Below are 17,779 nucleotides of genomic sequence, written 5' to 3'. Positions count from 1 at the left end.
TTTTTAACGCGGCCCCCGTCCGGCAGCGCTCTACTTTTGTCTGCGCCATTTCTCTGTGCCATGTCCGACAAGCTTCCCGCTGCCCTTCCCGAAGACGACGCGCATTTTTTGCAGCGTCTGCGGCCTTCGCGACTCATTCTGCCGGTGGCGCTGGGGTTGCTGGTGGTGGGCTACCTGTTCTGGCGCAGCTACAAGCCCGGCGACCTGGCCCCGCTGGCCCACGCCGACTGGCGCTGGCTGCTGGTGGCCCTGCTGGTGCTGGCCGCCCGCGACCTGGGTTACGTGTACCGCATCCGCCACATCGCCGAAACCGAGCTCACCTACCGGCAGGCACTCGATGTGATTATGATTTGGGAGTTTGCCTCCTGCGTGCTGCCTTCGGGGCAGGGCGGCACGGGCGCGGCCCCGTTCATTCTGGAAAAAGAAGGAATTCCACTGGGCAAGGGCCTGGCATATATCATGGTAACGGCCCTGCTTGACAACCTGTATTACGTGGTAATGGTGCCGCTGGTGGTGCTCATTGCGGGCGCCGGCCTCTACCCGCACGAGGCGCTGCAAACCGGTTTTGTGGCCACGTTGCGGGTGGCGTTTGGGGTGAGCTACCTGTTCGTGACACTCTACGCGGGGCTGATGCTGTACGCCATTTTCGTCAACCCGAAGTCGGTGCGTCGGCTGCTGGTGCGGCTGTTTTCGCTGCCCTTGTTGAAGCGCTGGCGCCGCACGGCCTACCGCCACGGCCAGGAAATGGTGCGCGCCTCGGTGCAGCTGCGCGGCAATGGGCCGCGCTATTGGTGGCATGCCAGCGTGAGTACGGCCTTTGTCTGGACGGCCCGCTACGCCATCATCGGCTGCCTCATTGCCGCCTTCGTGCCGATGGATACGAACACTTTCCTGTTCATCTTCGCCCGCAACATTACCTACAAAGTAATCCTGCTGGTGGCCATCACGCCGGGTGGTGCGGGCATTGCCGAAGGTGCATTTCCCACCTTCTTCGGCAAGTTCATCGGCACAGCCACCATGACCAGCTTCCTAGTGTTCCTCTACCGCATCGTGACGTATTACCTCTACCTCGTGCTCGGCCTCATATTCCTGCCGCGCTGGGTGACGCGGGTGTTCGGCAAGCGGCCGGCGACTACGGCTTAGCGGCCGGCCGGGCCTACCGTTTCCCCGAGGGCCGAAGGGCGCTGGTAGGTTTGCCAGAATTCCGGGTGGTACTCGGGGGGTGGAAGCTTTGCCATTTCTTCGTGTACTTCGCCACTGGTCATTTCTGCTTTCGACAGAATGGGTGGGGTGCCAACAGGCAGGGGCGAGTGATATTCCTCGCACGATGACTGCCGGTAAAACGCGGAACCACCCAGCGTACGGCCCACGTCGAGGCTCTGGCCCAGGCTGTGGCGCAGGTAGTAGCGGCCGTTGGGGGCCCGCACGTAGTCGGCCGCGTGGTCGGTGCGCGAGTCCGTTAGCAGGTTCGGGTAGAGGCGGGCCAGCAGGTTGCGCTGCCCGTAGTGCTGGCGCGCAGCCCGGTTGATGTACGCGGTATCAGCCAGCCAGATGGATTCGTAGCGCGTCACGGCGTAGTCGCGCTGCTGCACGTAGAGCCGGCCCGAATAGCCTGCTGTCAGGTAGGTGCCAGTGCTGCGGTGGTTGGCGTGCTTGGCGGCAAAACCAATGACGTAAACTGTGGTCCCATCCCGCTCTAATACGCTGTCCAGGTGCACGTTGAACTTACGAAAAGTACTGGTCTTGAACAGCGGCGAAATGCGGACAGCATCGGTGGTACCCATAATAAAGCCGGGCCCGTTTTGCTCCGAGAAAAACTTCTGGCCCTTGCTAAGCTCCTTCGTTGGGTGAATTTCCTTCACCCGGTGCTGACCAATGGACCCTAGCATCAAGAATCCGCCGCCCCAGTGCCGGTGGCCCGCCGGCTCAAAGTATTGGCTCACGTATTCAGTTTCGTAGCTCAGCGTATCGAAATTGGTGGTTTGCCGGTGGGTGTAAACCTCTGATGAATAGTCCTCTTGCTCATAGTTTTGGGGCAGCGCGGCCAGCACTTTCTTCATGATTTTGCGCGGGTCCAGGCTTTCGCCGCGCACCTGCACCCCCTGCAGTTCGTAGGCCGACGGCACCAGCCGCACCGTGGCCGCTGCCGAGGCCGGCACCGTGACCGTTGCGTAGCCCACACTGCTGATTTGCAGCTTATCCCCGCCTCCGCTCGCCAGCACAAACCGCCCCGCGCCATCGGCCACGGTACCTACGCCCCGGCCCGGCACCGATACCGAAGCATACGGCACGGGTTGGCCCGTTTTCCAGTCAAGCACTACGCCTCGCACGGCCGGGCCAGCGGCCGCAACATTCCCCAGGCGCACGCGCACAGCCCGAGCAGCGGGGTTGAGGACGCTGGACGTTGCCGGTGCTGCTTCGGCTGCTGCGCCGGTCGGTTGGGCGGCTTCAATGGTGGCTGTGGCTCCGTGGGGCGGGTTCACGCTCCGCAGAAACAGGAAGCCGTCCACCACCTCGCTCCAGAGGCCGGACAAGGGCTGGTAATCGAAGGCGTAGGTGGTGAGCACCCGGCCGGGCGCGTCATGCTTCAGGCTCACGAAGGCGTAGTCGGCCGGCTGGGCCAGCAGCTCCGCTTCGAGCGAGCCAGGGGCGGGGACGGGTACCGGCTTTACATTGGCCCCGAAAGCACCGTGGCTGCCACTGCCGCTCAAGGTACCCAGCACATACACTTGGTCGGGGCCCAGGGCCGCTTTCACGGCGCGGCCCATGGGCCGGTACTCGCCGATTTCGGCATCCGCCAGCATTTCGGCTTTGTTGGCCAGATGCGGGAGCGCGCCCCAGCAAATCACCTTTTCCTGCGGGTGCTGCTTCAGGTACCACAGCAGGTTGTCGGCCATCTGGGCATCGCGCGGGTTGCTGTCCTTAGCCTTAAAGGTGGTTTCGGTTTTCGCGCCGGGGTCGTTGAGGGCGTAGTCGCGGGCCTGGGCTAGCAGGCTGCGCAGGCACTGCTGCCAGAACGCCGCCTCGGCCCGGCGTGGCGTGGCCGGGCCCGTGGCAGCGCGGTCGGCCAGCCGACTGGCTTTGGCCAGCTCCTTTTCAAAATCAGCCAGCTTGGCCGTAGGTGCAAAGGCATAACGCTCGCCCATGTAGCTGATTACCTCTTCCAGATAGTCATAGTTAAGGGCCGCGCCACCTTTTTCAATAGTCAGAAATGCTTGCAATTCCTCCACCAATTCCTCACCATATAAGCCGCTCAGCTGCGGGTCGAAGCCGGCCACGCGTAGATTCCCCCGGCCAACAAGCGGCAACACCGCCTGAAACTCCTGCATATTGGTCCACACCGGAAACACGCTGTTGCTCAGTGCCTCTTCGGCTGACTTTCCGGCTTCCAACGCCTGCTGCGCCTTGTGCAAGTCGTAGAAGCCGCTTTCAAAAGCCAGGGTCGTAAAGCCCATTCGCTGCTGCAGAAAACGCAACAGCCGAATTTTGGCCTCAAATACGTTGCCCTCGCCGTGGCTGGGTTCACCGAGCATCACCACGCGCGCCGGTCCAATTTCTTGGGTCAGAAATTCCAGGTCTCCAAAATCGGTATCGCCTGGGCTGATGCTACGCACTGCATGCACCGGCACCGGCGTTTGCGCTTGGCCCGACAGCAGCATGCCATAACACAAGCAGAAAACAGCAAGGGCTTTCGCACCAAAAAACATAACGGTAGACTAAAATGAAAGGACTAAAAACTGGCCTTTTAAGTCCTGTCGCAAGCTAAGGCCCCTTTGCGAAACAGACTCAACCAAACGAGCCGGCAACAAAAAGCCCCATACCAGTGCTGGTATGGGGCTTTTTTCAGCGAAAAGGTTGCAGAAGTTTACTCGGCTTCCAGCATCAATGCGGCGCCGTCGGCCGACTTCAGCGTGAGTTTGTCGTCGGTTAGGGTTTCCACAGCGAAGGTATTGCTGGTGGTGGCTCCGTCCGGGGTCATGGTGATGGTTTTGCCGGCTTGGTCGAAGGTGTATTTGCCCGAAACGGCGCCGCTGGCACCGGTCATGTTATAAGTACCGTTGGCGAAAATGCGCAGTTCCTCCTGCTTCTGGGCGTCGGTTTGCTTCACTTTGTCGCCGGCGGTATCGGTTTCTTTAGCGGTTTTCCACACCTTGCTGTCGGTGCCGTACAGCATGTTGACACCTTCTACCTTGCCTTTGTCGTTGCTGCACGAAGCGGCAAACAGCGAGACCAGCAGCAGCAGGCTGGCGAGGTAACGAAACGAAAAGAGCGACTGAGGTTTCATGTGAACGAGGGTAATGGTGAAAGAATGAAGTGGTACTGTCCGCCTTAGCGAACTCGTCGGCTTACGGCTGATGTTCAAAAGAGTTTACAACGAAACCTCCCCACGGCCGCCGCGTATAGGGCTCAGGTTTGCTTGCCGCACGGCGGGCAGTCCTACCCTTAATTTCTCCATACTAACCCGACCGCACTCATGGGACTCTTTGATTTTCTTAGTGACAAAGGCGAGCAAAAGCCCGTCGAGCCGGCAGCCAAGCCCGCAGGCGGCGCCACCGATTTTTTCGGCAATAATTCTGCCGCCGCTGCCAATCCAACTACGGCCGGTGACTCGTACACCGTAGTAAGCGGTGACTCGCTCTCCAAAATTGCCAAACACCACTACGGCGATGCCGCTAAGTGGCACCAGATATACGAGGCCAACAAGGCCACCATCGGCACCAACCCTGACCACATTGAAGTGGGCCAGGTGTTGACCCTACCTAGTCTCTAGGTACTTTTTTGCAGAAAAAAGGTGAGAAAAGCCACTCTGTTTCAGGGTGGCTTTTTTGCGTTCTTCGCTGTCATCCTGAGCTTGCGAAGGACCTCGCCACACCTGCATCTACCAGAATTACTGCAACTCGTGCTTACCTGATAAGGTCCTTCGCAAGCTCAGGATGACAGACGATTTGTGAGTGCCAGAAAAATATTTTTCGCCCCACCGCTTGCCCGCGCAAAATATTCTCCCGTACATTTGCCCTACCAACCCGGTACTCCTCGCTAACGGTGAGCAGTTTTCAAGTTTTATACAGAAGTGGCGAGAGACTAGGCTCCGTGACCCACTGGCAACCTTCGCAAAACGAAAGGTGCCAATTCCTACCCACCCGCAGCTTCGGCCGCCGTGGGACAGATGATTCGAGTGCCATGGAAAATTCTTCACATCCTGCTTTTTTTGCCCCGAACACTTCGGCTGCGTTGCGCGCCGTCGGTTCGGGCTTCTTCGTTTCGGCCATTGGGAGCCGGAATGTGGCATCGCGTCCGGCGCGAATGCGAATGTGCTGTTGCCGCCCGTGTTGTTGCTAAGCTGATTCCGGCTTAGAACCCCTCCCCCCTCTTCTGGATTTTTTGGTGGCCCTGCGGGTCTGCCGCGCGCCTTTTTCTGGCTTCGCGGTGGATTTGGGCCACTCTGGCAGCACGGGCCACTTCGGGGAGTTTACTGCGCTAAACATTGTCTTTTCAGACTGTTGCGCTCCTTTTCCAATTGCATCTCTGGTTTTTAAAACTCAAAAAATAACAGCATCATGTCCGTTCAGCCCCAGCACTTCGAAACCCTCCAACTCCACGCCGGCCAGCAGCCCGACCCTACCACCGGCGCCCGCGCCGTGCCGCTGTTTCAAACCACCAGCTACGTCTTTAAGAGCGCTGAGCACGGCGCCAACCTATTTGCTCTGAAGGAGTTCGGCAACATCTACACCCGCCTGATGAACCCCACCACCGATGTGTTTGAGCAGCGCGTGGCGGCCCTGGAAGGCGGCGTGGCAGCCTTGGCCACTGGCTCCGGCCAGGCAGCCCAGTTCATTGCCCTCAACAACATCCTGCAGGCCGGCGACAATTTCGTGAGCACGGCCTACCTCTACGGGGGCACCTACAACCAGTTCAAGGTGGCCTTCAAGCGCCTGGGCATTGAAGTGCGCTTTGCCGATGGCGACAATCCGGCTTCGTTTGAGGAGCTGATTGACGAGAAGACCAAGGCCATTTACCTGGAAACCATTGGCAACCCCAGCTTCAGCATTCCTGATTTTGAGGCCATTGCGGCCATTGCCAATAAGCACGACTTGCCGCTGATTGTGGACAATACTTTTGGGGCGGGCGGCTACCTGTTCCGGCCGTTGGAACACGGCGCGCACATTGTGGTGGAGTCGGCTACGAAGTGGATTGGCGGGCACGGCACCAGCATCGGCGGCGTGATTGTGGACGGCGGTACCTATGACTTCGGCAACGGCAAGTTCCCGCAGTTCACCGAGCCCAGTGAGGGCTACCACGGCCTGATTTTCAACGATGTATTCGGAAAAGGTGGGCCGTTTGGCAACATCGCCTTTATCATTCGGGCGCGGGTGGAAGGTCTGCGCGACTTCGGTCCCGCGCTCAGCCCGTTCAACTCCTGGCAGCTGCTCATCGGCCTCGAAACCCTGAGCCTGCGCGTGGACCGCACCGTGGAAAACGCCCTCAAAATTGCCACCTGGCTGGAGCAGCACCCGCAAGTGGAAAGCGTGAACTACCCCGGGCTGGCCAGCAGCCCCTACCACGGCATTGCCAGCAAGTACCTGAAGCGCGGCTTCGGCGGCGTGCTCTCGTTCCGCATCAAGGGCACAAAGGAAACGGCCACCCAATTCATTGACAACCTGAAGCTCATCAGCCATCTGGCCAACGTGGGCGATGCCAAAACGCTCATCATTCAGCCCTCGGCTACCACGCACCAGCAGCTTTCGGAAGCTGAGCAGCTGGCCGCTGGCGTCACGCCCACGTCGTTGCGCCTCTCAGTCGGCATCGAGCACTTCGAGGACATCAAAGCCGACTTGCAAGCCGCTTTCGACGCCATCGGCAACACGGCCAGCCAGCCCACCGAAGGCGACGAAGTGAGCGAGCCCGAGTTGGAGCACGCCCAGCCGCTGGAAGTTTAATCTACTAATGATTAGTGGTTAACGGCTAGCTATCAATGACCTGTTAGAACTAATTAATCATTAACCACTAACCGTTAATTACTAAAAATACTGCCGCTAGCGGGCCACCCCTGGCGGGTCGGTGCCAGTCTCGCTGGCGGCCACGTTTATCGCAGCTTTAGAGCCGGTGCGCCGGTCCGGCGGCCCTTCTGTGATTGGGAGGGTGTTGGGGGTGAGATACCATGTTCGGGCCTGGCCCACTGGTTCTAAAGCTGCGCTTTTTTGAAAATCATGTCGAACAAGCTATTTCAACTACCTGACCTGCAACTGGAAAGCGGCGAAACCCTGACTGGGGCGCACGTGGCCTACCAGACGTTTGGCCAGCTCAACGAGGACCGCGACAATGTGGTATGGGTGTGCCACGCCCTCACGGCCAATGCCGATGTGCCGGCCTGGTGGCCGGGCCTGGTGGGGTCGGGCTGCTACTACGACCCGGCCGATTGGTTCATTGTATGCGCCAACGTGCTGGGCTCCTGCTACGGCAGCACCGGGCCACTCGATGCCGACCCGGCTACCGGCCAGGCACGCTTCCAGCACTTCCCGCTGCTAACCATCCGGGACCTGGTGACGGCGCACGAGTTACTGCGCCAAGACCTGGAGCTGATGGATATCCATACGTTAATCGGCGGTTCATTGGGCGGGCAGCAGGCGTTGGAGTGGGCCGTGCAGCGACCTGATTTGTTTGACCACCTGGTAGTTATTGCCACCAATGCCCGGCACTCGGCCTGGGGCATTGCCTTCAACGAGGCTCAGCGGCTGGCCATTGAGGCCGACCCCACCTACGCCGCCGGCCAGCCCGGTGGGGGCGACGACGGCCTGCGCGCCGCCCGCGCCATAGCTCTGCTCAGCTACCGCAGCTACCCGGCCTACGCCGAAACCCAAACCGACTCCGACGGCGATGAGCTGCTACGCGAACACCGCGCCAGCACCTACCAGCGCTACCAGGGCGACAAGCTGGTGTCGCGCTTCGATGCCTACAGCTACGTGTCGCTGAGCCGCAGCATGGACACTCACAACCTCGGCCGGAACCGGGGCGGAGTACCGGCGGCGCTGGCTCGCATCGGGGCCCGCACGCTGGTACTGGGCATTACGTCCGATGTACTGTTCCCACTCAGCGAACAACGGGAGCTGGCTGCTCACATTCCGGGCGCCATGTATGCGGAGCTGGATTCACGCTACGGGCACGACGGCTTTTTACTGGAAACGGCGGCAATTACGCACTTCCTGGAGCTGTTTTACGCGCCCACGTTCGTGCATTAAGGATTATGATTTACCTGGACGTCGTGCCTCAGCTGCGCCCGGCAGGACGTTCTTTATTTACTGACAAAACCAATGGATGCTGAAAAACAGCCCCTGCGCATCGGCCTGATTGGCTTTGGCTGCGTGGGACAGGGCTTCTATGACATCTTGCAAGCGCAGTCCGGCCTGGATTTGGCCATCACGCGCATTGCGGTTAAGAACCCCACCAAGCCCCGTATGCTGCCCGCCGAGCGGTTCAGCTACCACGCCGATGAGCTGCTAAACGACCTTGAACTGGACCTGCTCATTGAGGTAATTGATGACCCGGATGAGGCATTCCGGCTGGTGAGCACAGCCCTGCGCCAGGGACGCCGCGTGGTAACAGCCAACAAGGCCATGCTGGCCCGTCACCTGCCGGAACTGGTGCAGCTGCAAACGCAATTTGGTGGTACGCTGCTGTATGAGGCGGCGGTGTGCGGCAGCATCCCGGTCATCCGGACGTTGGATAACTACTTCATCCACGAGCCGTTGCGTGCGGTCAGCGGCATCTTCAACGGCTCGTCCAACTACGTACTGACGCGCATGAGTGCGCAAGGCTTCGGATACGGCCCAGCGCTGGCCGAGGCACAGGCCAAAGGCTTTGCCGAAACCGACCCAACGCTCGACATGGGCGCGTTTGACCCGCGCTCCAAAGCCGTTATTCTGGCGGCGCACGCCTATGGGGTGTTTCTCGATGCCGATGAGGTGTTGAACCTAGGAATTGAGGGCATTGGGGCGGGCGATATGGCGCGAGCAGCCGCGCAGGGCCGGAAAATCAAGGTGGTGGCGGCCGTGCAGCGGCTACCCAACGGGCACGTGACGGCCCTCGTCACGCCACAGCTGGTGGGGCCTGATTCGCCACTTTATACCGTGGAGCATGAGTTCAACGGGGTAGCTATTGAGGCGGTATATGCGGGTACGCAGTTTCTGACGGGGCGTGGTGCTGGCGGACACCCTACGGGCTCGGCGGTGCTGGCTGATGTGCTGGCCCTGCAGCGCGGCCTGCGCTACGGCTACACCAAACAAGCCACCGCACCCGAGGCCCAACTGACCACTGAGCTCGAACTAAATGCCTACGTGAGCCATCCCGACGCCAGCGTGCTGCGCGAGGTACTGACGTGGCTGGAGCTGCCTGCCGAGGCGCTACGCACCGACGCGCACGGCGCTTATGCCGAAGGGAGCGTAGCGGTGCAGCAGCTGTGGAGCTGGCGTAAAGAACTGCGGACCAATGGAATATTTGTGGCGAGGGAGGGCAGTATCCGGGCGGCCGCGCCAGTAGCGGAGGCAGTGGCAGCAGTGTGGGCGTAGGTTAAAGAAAGCGCCGAAAACAGTTGTACCCCGAATTTCCAATTCGGCCCGCTAGAACAAGTAGTTCGCGTGAGTCGACATAAAATTTCGGGGTACAAGTGTTTACTTGAATTCGATGCGGACCGGGGCCTGCCCGGGGAATTTCAGGGAATAAATACCCGCTTTCAATGAGCCGCGCAGCATGTTGAGGTCGCGGGTGCTGATGGGGCTGATGGTGCGAACCACCCGGCCAGCGGCATCAATCAGTTGCGCTTCAGCGAGGTTAATCCAAGTCTCCGGGACTACAATACGAATGGCTTCTGCGGCTGGGTTGGGATAGGCCTGGGCCACGGGCTGGCTCACGGCGGACTTAGCCGCCGTGACCACCGTACCCGGCAGCGCCAGCACGGGTCGCAGGAAGTCCCGGATGGTGCGGAACGTGGTATCGGCGTAGGCTGCGTTGCTCTCGAAGGGAATGTGGCCCGCGCCGCGCAGGGTGCGCAGCGTGTTGCGGATACCCACGGCGGTGGCGCGGGGGTTGAGGCGGCCGCTGCCGTACACGTACTTGGGCGGCAGGAAGGAACCAACCCGGCCCTGGAAGTAGGGCACAGTGCCATCGGCGGTGCCGTGCACGCTGCACAGGGGCGCGTTGCCGGCCTCAATGATACTGGGGTTTTCGGTAGCCCCGCTCAGGTTGAGCACGGCGAGCACGGCGCTGCTGTAGCCAGGATTGCCGCTGTTGCCCTCAACGCCACCCAGCGCGGCCAGGCCTACGTAGGCGGGTATCTCGGTGGCTTTGTCGATGTAGCCGACTTCCAGCGCGGCAAAAGCGCCGGCCGAAGAGCCGCCCACGGTGATGTAGCTGGGGTGAATGCGGTAGGTATTGGTGGTAGCGGCGTCTTTGCGGAAGAACCGAACGGCGGCGCGCAGGTCCTGCATGCCCCGCACGGCGGCCTGGGCCACACCCACGGTATCGGCAGCAGGGAATGGGAAGCCGGTGATGGGGAAGCCCAACCGGTATTCGATGCTGGCCGTGACGTAGCCTAGCTTCGCAAACTGCGTGCAGACGGCCACCATGTACGCATCAGTTTTAGAACCGACAAGGAAGCCACCCTGGTGGGCGAAGATGATGACCGGGCGCCGGGCCAGCACGTCGCCGGTGGGCTGGTAAATGTCCATCGTCAGGGCCTGGTTGACACCGGCCGAGGTTACGGCCGCGCCGTAGGTCACGCCAGAAGCCACGGTCACGTTGGAAAAGATGGGTCGGTAGTAGCGCCCGCCGGTAGTGTCGATAACGGTTTGGGCAAAGGCGACCTGCCAGGAGGCCAGCACGAGCAATAGGGAGAGCAGAGCTGCTTTCATAACGAAAAGATTGTCTGATAAAAATACGACTTATTCCACTACCACCTTCCGGACCAGCGGCGTGCCCGCCACCGTGAGGTGCAGCTGGTATACGCCCGGCGCCAGGTCGCGGACGTTGATTTCGCCCTTGAGGCCCTGGCTGGTAGCGGTCAGCTGCTGGCGGCGCACCATCTGGCCCAGGGAGTTGGTGAGCCAGGCGGATGCGGTGCCTTTGGCAACGCCGGCGGGCAGCTCCACCTGCAGGCGCTCCGTGGCGGGGTTGGGATATACCTGCAATTGCGCGGCCAGGAGCTGCGCCGGGTTGGTAGCCGTGACGTTGGCAGGACGTAGCTCCAGTGCGAAGCGACCGGGCGCAGTATAGCTGCTCATGTTGAAGGCATAGCGGGTGCCGACAGCCAGCAGCGTGCGCGTCCCGGTCAGGGCATCGGTGAGCGTGATGGCAGTCCCGGGAGCGAAATTCAACAGCTGTTCGGCGTGGAGAGTATAGGCGCCAGCGGCGGGCACCGTGAGCGCCAGGGGCACCACGGTAGTAGCCGTGAGCAGCGGCAGGCCATTGATAGCCAGCTCTTCGCCGGCGGCTAAAGTGCCCAGGTTCAGGCCGGTGGAGTTGGGCAGCTTCACAGCATCGTAGCGCAGGTCAGGGCCAGCGAAGGCGCCGGCTTCGAGGTAGAGAATAGCTTCATCCGCAATGGCGGGAGTGGCGGTAGCCAGCGTGAGGTGCAGGCACGGGCGCAAGTCGGCGGTGGGGCGCTGCACGGTGGCGGTATTCGACGCGGCAAAGTCGGTGATGCGCGATGCCAGCGGAAAGGTGAGCGTTACTGGCGAGTTAGCCAATGAGCGCACGAAGAAGCCCTGCCCCAGCGGGATGGTGCTGCCGGGCCCGCCCATGCCATTGACGTAGGCGCGGTACTGGCCGGCATACTGGCTGGTGCTCACAAAAACGTACATGGCCCCGCCCATGCCGGCGGGTATCGGCACGGCGTCCCAGTTCAGGCCGGAGGGAAAGGGGTTGCCCAGCAGGTGCCAGCCGGCGGTGGGCGTGGCAGCAGCCGGCAAGGCTACCGTGATATCTTCGTTGTTGCGGGTCAGCGGGCCGTTGATGCTTAGCGTCTGGCCGGCGCTGATGTTCATGATGAACCCTTGGCCGCGGTCGAAGCTGGTGAGTGCGCCGCCGGGGGCCACGGGCACGGCCCAGCCTTTGTCGAACTCGCTGTAGCTGGTGGCCGGCGAAGTCAGGGCCCGCGACTGGTCGTAGACGTAGATATTAGGGAAGGGGCGCACCAAGTCGGGCCGGGTGGCCGTGTTATAGGCCGGGTTAAATTCTGCCGCGAAGACGGGTGCGTTTATGCTGGTAAAGCCGCCAAAGTCAAACGGCAAGGCCAGGTGGCGGTAACCCAGGCCGGGGTTCGCGGAGGGGGCGAGGTAGCGCTCAAATACAATGTCGCTTCGTAGGGTGGCGACGCCGGGCGTCACCAGGGCAGTGCCGTTGGCACCGGAAAGCAGCACCAGCGCCTGGCTGTTGTTCACCCGCCCTTGGGTGGGCAGAAACCGCTGCCGGATGCTCACCCCATTCGCCAGGGTCACGGCGAAGGGGTCGGGCAGGTTCACCTCAAATTCCCGCACCTGGCTGGGCAGGCCCGAGCCGGTTAGCTGGTTGTCGGTGCCCTCATACGCGTAGCTGGCATCGTTGCTGAAGCTGCGCGTGCCGGTGTTGCGAATGGCCCCGGCAGCCCCGCTGGCCGCGATGCCCGCCGGGTCGCAGATGCGCAGCCCGGCCCCGGCCTGCAGGTCGAAATTGCCGGGGCCATCCACCACGAAGCAGTTGGTATTGAGGGAGCCGGTGGGCTGGCCGGGCAGGCTTTTGATAACGAGCGTGCCGTATACCGTCACGTTGCCCAGCAGCAGGGCCTGGCCGCTGTTGATGGTAATGTCCTGATATGCTCCGCCGGGCACGCTGGTATTGGTAGTGATGACAAGGCTGGGCAGGGCGAAAGGGGCCAGCAGGGGCCGCAGAAAGGCCCGAATGTCGCGATAGGTCGTGTCGGCATAGGATGCCGACGCGGCGCTGCCGGTGTTGGCGCTTTGCACCGGGTACTGCGGAATGTGGGGGGCCTGGCTGAAGCGGCGCAGCACGTTGGGCACGCCCACGCTGCTGGCGTAGGGATTCAGCCGGCCGCTGCCGAACACGTACTTGGGCGGCAGGCCCGCGCCCACCCGGCCCTTTAGGTAGGGCACCACCGCATCGGCGGTGCCGTGGGCGCTGTAGAGGGGCACGTTGCCGGCCTCAATGATGCTGACCGGGTTGCTGGCGCCGCTCAGGTTGAGCACGGCCAGCGGCTGGCTGCTATAGCCCGGGTGGCCGCTGCTGCCCTCAATGTCGGCCGCAGTAAGGTTTAAATCCGTCGGCGCTTCGCTCAGCTTGTCGAGGTAGCCCACTTCCAGGGCCATGAAGCCGCCGGCCGACGCGCCGCCCACCACAATGCGGCTGGGACTGACGCGGTAGGAGTTGGTGGTGGCCGCGTCTTCGCGGAAGAAGCGCACGGCGGCCCGCAGGTCTTGCATGCCCCGGATGGCAGCCCGGCTCACGCCAGTGGTGTCGGAGGGATTGAGCACCAGCAGGGGGTTGAGGCGGTAGTCGATGCTGGCCGTGACGTAGCCCAACCGGGCAAACTGTGTGCAGACACTTGCCATGTACGACTCGGTGCGCGTGCCCGTGACGAAGCCGCCCTGATGGGCGAAGATGATAACCGGCCGCTGCGTGGTGGCGTCGCCCGTGGGCTGGTAGATGTCCATCAGCAGCGATTGGGTGCCGAAAATGCCCACCGCCGAGCCATACACCACGCTTGGCGTCATGGTCACGTTTGGGAAGATGGGCTGGAAGTAGCGGCCGCCGGTGGTATCGATGGGAACCTGAGCGGCAGCCCTTTGGCCAAAGCCGAGCATCAGGAACAAGGCAAGGAGTAACAGATTTCTCATACGGAACCGAAAAGCAGTGAACGGAATAAATCAAAGCTACTGGCTTGACGCAGAACTACTCACTGAGGTTGGGGCGGAGCGCGAACTTTGCGGTTTGCGTGCCTGACGAGTACTCATGCAACATGTGGCCACGGACTGCTGCGTTCGCGCTCCGGCCCGCCTGGCCCCGCCGTCATGCGTTATTTGCAGCTGCTTAGCTTTTAAACCATGTCCGTTTCCTTCCCTCCTGCCCTGCTGGCCGGCCAGCGTGTGGCCATCGTCAGCCCCGCCCGCAAAATTTCGGCCGCCGAGCTGGCTCCCGCCATTGCCACCCTCGAAAGCTGGGGCCTGGAAGTGGTGCTGGGCGAAAGCATTGCCGGCGACTTCCACCAGTTTGCCGGGCCCGACGACCTGCGCCGCCGCGACTTCCAGCGCCAGCTCGACGACCCGAGCATCCGCGCCATCCTGTGCGCGCGGGGCGGCTACGGCACGGCCCGCATCGTGGACGGGCTCGACTTCACCGCCTTCCGCGCCGCGCCCAAGTGGGTGGCCGGCTTCTCCGATATCACCGTGCTCAACTCCCACCTGCTGGCCCTGGGCCACGCCAGCATCCACGGCGTGATGCCGGTGCTGTTTCATCAGGCGGGGGGCGAGCTGGCATTGGAAACCCTGCGGCGGGCCTTGTTCGGCGAAGCCTTTCAGCCCATTGCCGCAGCGGCGCACCCGCTCAATCGGCCGGGTACTGCTACCGGGGCATTGGTGGGCGGCAACCTCAGCCTGCTCCAAACCATTACCGGCACGGCCTCGCAGGCCGGCTTCGCGGGCCGCATCCTGTTTCTCGAAGATTTGGATGAGTACCTCTACCACATCGATAGGATGATGCTGCACCTGCACCGCAGCGGGCAACTGACTGGGCTGGCCGGACTGGTGGTGGGCCACTTTTCCGACATGCGCGACAATGCCATTCCCTTCGGTGTCACGGCCGAAGAAATCATTGACCGGTATGCCCGGATGTACGACTTTCCGGTGGGCTACGGCTTCCCAGTAGGCCACGAGGCCGATAACCTGGCGCTGGTGGTGGGTCAGACCGTGACCCTGACCGTGGACGGGGCGGGCGGGCATTTGGAAGCGTAGATAGCAGGCGCAGAGGCGTGAACGCGCCTCACCCCCGCCCCCATCCCAAAGGAGAGGGAGCACCGGTCTTGCGCTACCACCCGGCCGAGCACGCCGCCTTCCGCTTCCTGCCCCCAGCGCGGGTGCCCGAGTACGATGAGCTCAACAAGCTGTTTTTCAGGGTACTGAATCGGCCCGCCGCCACCCGCCCGACGTGGCCGCCTCCTTCAGCGAGTTGCCCTACCTCAACTCTTCTTCCAGCCCGCCGTGCAGGAAGAAACCGTGCTCTACATCCGCAAGCTGAACGACCGGGCCGGCTTGGACCCTTTCGCCGGCTCGGTGCTGAAGAAGAAGGGCGCAAAGGCCCCGCCAGCCGCGCCGGATAACGCGAAGCAGTGGCTGGCGCTGCCCTACTTGCTGAGCTTCCTAATTGCACCCGACGACCAATTCCTATTAGGGATTCTCAATTCGGCCGCAACGTACTACTTCTTAAAGAGCGTGACGCCGAAGATGGCTGGCGGGGCTTTGGCAATACAGATTTCTTACGTCGAGCAAATCCCCATCCCCACCGCCGCGCAGCAGGCGGAAATCGCGGCCTTGGTCAAGACCATCCGCGCCGCCCGCGCCGCCGACGTCACCGCCGACACTTTCGCCGCCGAAGCCCTGATTGATGCCCGCGTGGCCGCCCTCTACGGCCTCACGCCCGCCGAGGCCGCCCAGGTGGCCGGGCAGTAGCGCCGGCTTGCCGGGACAAGGCTAGCGTCATTATTGCGGAAAATGAGGTAGCTTAGTGGCTCATCCTTAGCCCCCTCTCCCATGCAACACCCCTACTCCCGGCTGGCCCGCGCCGCCGCCTTCGTCTTGCTGTGGCTGCCGGGCGTGCCGGCCAGCGCCCAGGACCCCACCCTCGTGGCCCTCACACCGTCGGCCAACGCGGCCAGCGTGGCGCGCAACGCCCCGGTGGTGGCCACCTTCAGCCAGCCGCTGGGCGGGGGGGCGTCCGGGGGACTCAAGGTGTTTAGCAGCCAGCGGGGCGGCCAGCGGGCCGGCGGGGCGGCCACGCTGGTGGGCAACACCCTCAGCTACGCGCCCCTGCCCTACGACTTCCAGCCCGGCGAAACCGTGTCCGTGAGCCTCACTGCGGCCACCGCCGCGGTGAGCGCCGCCCTGGCCGTGCCCCGCGTGCAGCAGTTCACGACGGCCGTGGGGGGCACCGGGCAGGGCAACTTCGGCGGCGGCAGCGACCTGCCGTTTCCGGTCGCGGTGTCGTCGGTGGTGGCCGGCGACGTGGACAACGACGGCGACCTTGACTTGGTGGTGGGCACGGGCTCGTCGGCGGGTGTCAGCCTCCGCCTTAACACCGGCACCGGCACCTTCGTGCCCGGTGCTGAGGTGAGCATGGGCGGCAGCGTGGTGGCCGCCTACTTGGCCGACGTGAACGGCGACGGCCAGCTTGACCTGGTGTCGCTGGGCGGGGGCGGTTACTACATCGTCGTGCGCCTCAACACCAACGGCAGCTTTGTCAACAGCCAGCTCGGGCTCGGCTTCCAGGTGGCGGTCAACTCCCTGGCCCTGGCCGACGTGGACGCCGACGGCGACCTCGACCTGGTGCTGGGCTTGCGCAACGGCACGGTGACCGTAAGCGCCAACACCGGGCAGGGCGCCTTCGTGCAGGGCTCGCAGGTGGCCACGGGCGGGCAGCCCGGCCGGCTGGCGCTGGCCGACGTGGACGCCGACGGCGACCTCGACCTGCTGGTGCCCGCCCCCCTGGGCAACGTGGTGAGCGTGCACCGCAACAACGGCACGGGCACCTTTGGCAACGGCACGCTGGTGGCAGTGGGCACTGCCCCCCAGGCCGTGGGCCTGGCCGACGTGGACGCCGACGGCGACCTCGACCTGCTCACGCCCAACCTCACCAGCCGCAGCGTGAGCCTGCGCCTGAACGACGGCACCGGCACCTTCGGGGGCGGCGCGGAGCTGGCCCTGGGCAGCGCGCCCTCCGACCTGGCCGTGGGCGACGTGAACGCCGACAGCCGCCCCGATGTGTTGACCACCGGCGCCGGCAGCGGGGGCATGAGCGTGCTGCTGAACACCGGTGCCGGCGGCTTTGGGCCGGCCAGCACCGTGGCCTTGCCGCTGCCCGGCGTCGGCTTAGCCCTGGCCGACGTGGACGCCGACGGCGACCTTGACCTGCTCACCGCCCACGCGGGCACCGGCAGCGTGAGCGTGCGCCTCAACAGACCCGCCGCCCCGTTGGCCACCGCCGGGGCCACTACCGGGGCCGCCACCCTGCGGGCCTACCCCAACCCCGCCACCGGCCGGGTGCAGCTCACGCTGCCACCCCCGGCCACCACCGTCGCGTTGCTCGATGCCCTGGGCCGCGTGGTGCGCACGGTGCCCGCCACAGCCGGCGCGGCTACCCTCGACGTGGCCGGCCTGGCCCCAGGCCTGTATCTGGTGCGGGCGGCCGGGCAGGTGGCCCGCCTGATGGTGGAGTAGCCCGGCTCGGCTCCCATGAGCACAACGATGGGCCGGAGCCTTCCCCCACCCGCCGTTGCACGAACCTAGCAATCCGCCCCCACACTGTTCTGGCGCAAACCGGTGGGCCGATGCGAACGACGCTCTTGGCCGCCCTCTCGGCTTAACTCAAGGCTGAGCGGCCTTGTGAACTGGCCTAGAACGACTGCCAAGCGGCACAGGGACTCGAACTGAAAGTTCGCGCTACTTACCACTGATGCCGAAACCGCTCTAGCAGTTTCTGCGAACGGGATGCTAGTACAACAAGAAGGCCAACCGGTTGTCCGGCT

12 protein-coding genes and 1 riboswitch are annotated in these 17,779 nt (G+C 63.2%); of the genes, 8 read left to right on the top strand and 4 right to left on the bottom strand.

The genetic code is table 11. The features are described 5' to 3' along the window. Positions 1-60: 60 nt before the first annotated feature. Positions 61-1,143: a lysylphosphatidylglycerol synthase transmembrane domain-containing protein gene (locus J4E00_RS27800; RefSeq protein WP_208178627.1), complete on the top strand. Its 1,083-nt coding sequence runs from the start codon at positions 61-63 to the stop codon at positions 1,141-1,143. Here the strand turns inward: J4E00_RS27800 and J4E00_RS27795 are convergent. Both J4E00_RS27795 and J4E00_RS27790 read right to left on the bottom strand, forming a co-directional pair. Continuing rightward, positions 1,140-3,659, bottom strand: a complete 2,520-nt coding sequence (locus tag J4E00_RS27795) for an erythromycin esterase family protein (protein WP_208178626.1) — start codon at positions 3,657-3,659, stop codon at positions 1,140-1,142. The two genes, J4E00_RS27800 and J4E00_RS27795, sit on opposite strands and share 4 nt — an antisense overlap. A gap of 206 nt (positions 3,660-3,865) precedes the next feature. Beyond that, positions 3,866-4,285, bottom strand: coding sequence for a hypothetical protein (locus J4E00_RS27790; protein ID WP_208178625.1), 420 nt, complete (start codon positions 4,283-4,285; stop codon positions 3,866-3,868). 189 nt (positions 4,286-4,474) lie between these two features. Here J4E00_RS27790 and J4E00_RS27785 point away from each other — a divergent pair, with 189 nt between their 5' ends. The 4 genes from J4E00_RS27785 (at position 4,475) to J4E00_RS27770 (ending at position 9,563) form a co-directional block, all read left to right on the top strand. Continuing rightward, a complete protein-coding gene (locus tag J4E00_RS27785) occupies positions 4,475-4,771 on the top strand; it encodes a LysM peptidoglycan-binding domain-containing protein (RefSeq protein WP_208178624.1) in 297 nt (98 codons plus the stop codon). A gap of 287 nt (positions 4,772-5,058) precedes the next feature. Then, positions 5,059-5,174: riboswitch (SAM riboswitch) on the top strand. A gap of 384 nt (positions 5,175-5,558) precedes the next feature. Further along, positions 5,559-6,938: an O-acetylhomoserine aminocarboxypropyltransferase/cysteine synthase family protein gene (locus J4E00_RS27780; protein WP_208178623.1), complete on the top strand. Its 1,380-nt coding sequence runs from the start codon at positions 5,559-5,561 to the stop codon at positions 6,936-6,938. A 270-nt stretch (positions 6,939-7,208) separates the two neighbouring features. After that, the gene (gene metX, locus J4E00_RS27775) at positions 7,209-8,237 is read left to right on the top strand and encodes a homoserine O-acetyltransferase family protein (protein WP_208178622.1); all 1,029 of its coding nucleotides are present in this window, start codon (positions 7,209-7,211) and stop codon (positions 8,235-8,237) included. A 72-nt stretch (positions 8,238-8,309) separates the two neighbouring features. Beyond that, on the top strand, positions 8,310-9,563 hold the full coding sequence (locus J4E00_RS27770) for a homoserine dehydrogenase (RefSeq protein ID WP_208178621.1): 1,254 nt from the start codon (positions 8,310-8,312) through the stop codon (positions 9,561-9,563). A gap of 102 nt (positions 9,564-9,665) precedes the next feature. On the opposite strand, the gene J4E00_RS27765 is transcribed toward J4E00_RS27770, so the two are convergent. Next, positions 9,666-10,904, bottom strand: a complete 1,239-nt coding sequence (locus tag J4E00_RS27765) for a carboxylesterase family protein (protein WP_208178620.1) — start codon at positions 10,902-10,904, stop codon at positions 9,666-9,668. 30 nt (positions 10,905-10,934) lie between these two features. Beyond that, positions 10,935-13,880 (bottom strand): T9SS type A sorting domain-containing protein, encoded by a 2,946-nt coding sequence (locus J4E00_RS27760; RefSeq protein ID WP_208178619.1) that lies wholly within the window; start codon positions 13,878-13,880, stop codon positions 10,935-10,937. A 207-nt stretch (positions 13,881-14,087) separates the two neighbouring features. On the opposite strand from J4E00_RS27760, the gene J4E00_RS27755 reads away from it, so the two are divergent. From J4E00_RS27755 to J4E00_RS27745, 3 genes are all read left to right on the top strand, one after another. Then, positions 14,088-14,993, top strand: a complete 906-nt coding sequence (locus J4E00_RS27755) for an LD-carboxypeptidase (protein ID WP_208178618.1) — start codon at positions 14,088-14,090, stop codon at positions 14,991-14,993. Between the two features lie 246 nt (positions 14,994-15,239). After that, positions 15,240-15,707, top strand: a complete 468-nt coding sequence (locus tag J4E00_RS27750) for a hypothetical protein (protein WP_208178617.1) — start codon at positions 15,240-15,242, stop codon at positions 15,705-15,707. Between the two features lie 81 nt (positions 15,708-15,788). After that, complete coding sequence (locus J4E00_RS27745; RefSeq protein WP_208178616.1) at positions 15,789-17,471, top strand: FG-GAP-like repeat-containing protein; 1,683 nt, start codon at positions 15,789-15,791, stop codon at positions 17,469-17,471. Positions 17,472-17,779: the final 308 nt, after the last annotated feature.

Source organism: Hymenobacter negativus, assembly GCF_017571495.1.
GTDB classification, from domain to species: domain Bacteria; phylum Bacteroidota; class Bacteroidia; order Cytophagales; family Hymenobacteraceae; genus Hymenobacter; species Hymenobacter negativus.
The sequence above is the reverse complement of the archived record's forward strand: the minus strand, read 5'-3'. Positions and strand labels throughout refer to the sequence as shown.